At 62.9% G+C, this 1,933-nt stretch carries 2 protein-coding genes; one reads left to right on the top strand and one right to left on the bottom strand.

Annotated features, from left to right (window positions below; genetic code table 11):
• Positions 1–563: MFS transporter (locus tag OKC43_RS21600; protein ID WP_270660750.1), on the bottom strand; the 563-nt coding region annotated here is incomplete at its 3' end.
• A 105-nt stretch (positions 564–668) separates the two neighbouring features.
• Here OKC43_RS21600 and tetR(A) point away from each other — a divergent pair.
• Positions 669–1,319 (top strand): tetracycline resistance transcriptional repressor TetR(A), encoded by a 651-nt coding sequence (gene tetR(A) / locus OKC43_RS21595; protein WP_000164043.1) that lies wholly within the window; start codon positions 669–671, stop codon positions 1,317–1,319.
• Positions 1,320–1,933 lie beyond the last annotated feature (614 nt).

The raw sequence follows: 1,933 nt of genomic DNA, 5'->3' as shown, positions 1-1,933 counted from the left end.
TCGCCTTTGTGCGACTCCGGCAAAAGGAAACAGCCCGTCAGGAAATTGAGGCCGTTCAAGGCTGCCGCGGCGAAGAACGGAGCGTGGGGGGAGAAACCGCCCATCAGCCCACCGAGCACAGGTCCCGCGACCATCCCGAACCCGAAACAGGCGCTCATGAAGCCGAAGTGCCGCGCGCGCTCATCGCCATCAGTGATATCGGCAATATAAGCGCCGGCTACCGCCCCAGTCGCCCCGGTGATGCCGGCCACGATCCGCCCGATATAGAGAACCCAAAGGAAAGGCGCCGTCGCCATGATGGCGTAGTCGACAGCAGCGCCGGCCAGCGAGACGAGCAAGACCGGCCGCCGCCCGAAACGATCCGACAGCGCGCCCAGCACAGGTGCGCAGGCAAATTGCATCAACGCATACAGCGCCAGCAGAATGCCATAGTGGGCGGTGACGTCGTTCGAGTGAACCAGATCGCGCAGGAGGCCCGGCAGCACCGGCATAATCAGGCCGATGCCGACAGCGTCGAGCGCGACAGTGCTCAGAATTACGATCAGGGGTCTGTTGGGTTTCACGTCTGGCCTCCGGACCAGCCTCCGCTGGTCCGATTGAACGCGCGGATTCTTTATCACTGATAAGTTGGTGGACATATTATGTTTATCAGTGATAAAGTGTCAAGCATGACAAAGTTGCAGCCGAATACAGTGATCCGTGCCGCCCTGGACCTGTTGAACGAGGTCGGCGTAGACGGTCTGACGACACGCAAACTGGCGGAACGGTTGGGGGTTCAGCAGCCGGCGCTTTACTGGCACTTCAGGAACAAGCGGGCGCTGCTCGACGCACTGGCCGAAGCCATGCTGGCGGAGAATCATACGCATTCGGTGCCGAGAGCCGACGACGACTGGCGCTCATTTCTGATCGGGAATGCCCGCAGCTTCAGGCAGGCGCTGCTCGCCTACCGCGATGGCGCGCGCATCCATGCCGGCACGCGACCGGGCGCACCGCAGATGGAAACGGCCGACGCGCAGCTTCGCTTCCTCTGCGAGGCGGGTTTTTCGGCCGGGGACGCCGTCAATGCGCTGATGACAATCAGCTACTTCACTGTTGGGGCCGTGCTTGAGGAGCAGGCCGGCGACAGCGATGCCGGCGAGCGCGGCGGCACCGTTGAACAGGCTCCGCTCTCGCCGCTGTTGCGGGCCGCGATAGACGCCTTCGACGAAGCCGGTCCGGACGCAGCGTTCGAGCAGGGACTCGCGGTGATTGTCGATGGATTGGCGAAAAGGAGGCTCGTTGTCAGGAACGTTGAAGGACCGAGAAAGGGTGACGATTGATCAGGACCGCTGCCGGAGCGCAACCCACTCACTACAGCAGAGCCATGTAGACAACATCCCCTCCCCCTTTCCACCGCGTCAGACGCCCGTAGCAGCCCGCTACGGGCTTTTTCATGCCCTGCCCTAGCGTCCAAGCCTCACGGCCGCGCTCGGCCTCTCTGGCGGCCTTCTGGCGCTCCTGCTGCGGCGTCCGCTCGTGGGCCGTGGCGCGGGTCCGCGCGCCGGCCTCGTGCGCCTGGCGCTCGCGGGCGAGGTCCAGGGCGGCCGTCTTCACGTTCTGCCTTGCGCAGATGAGATAGATCTAGCGTGGACTCAAGGCTCTCGCGAATGGCTCGCGTTGGAAACTTTCATTGACACTTGAGGGGCACCGCAGGGAAATTCTCGTCCTTGCGAGAACCGGCTATGTCGTGCTGCGCATCGAGCCTGCGCCCTTGGCTTGTCTCGCCCCTCTCCGCGTCGCTACGGGGCTTCCAGGGGTCGTTTGCGGGAAGGGGCGGAATCCTACGCTAAGGCTTTGGCCAGCGATATTCTCCGGTGAGATTGATGTGTTCCCAGGGGATAGGAGAAGTCGCTTGATATCTAGTATGACGTCTGTCGCACCTGCTTGATCGCGG

The organism is Aeromonas sp. Y289-2 (genome assembly GCF_027705925.1).
Classification (GTDB): domain Bacteria; phylum Pseudomonadota; class Gammaproteobacteria; order Enterobacterales; family Aeromonadaceae; genus Aeromonas; species Aeromonas veronii.
This window is presented reverse-complemented; position numbering and strand designations above follow the sequence as displayed.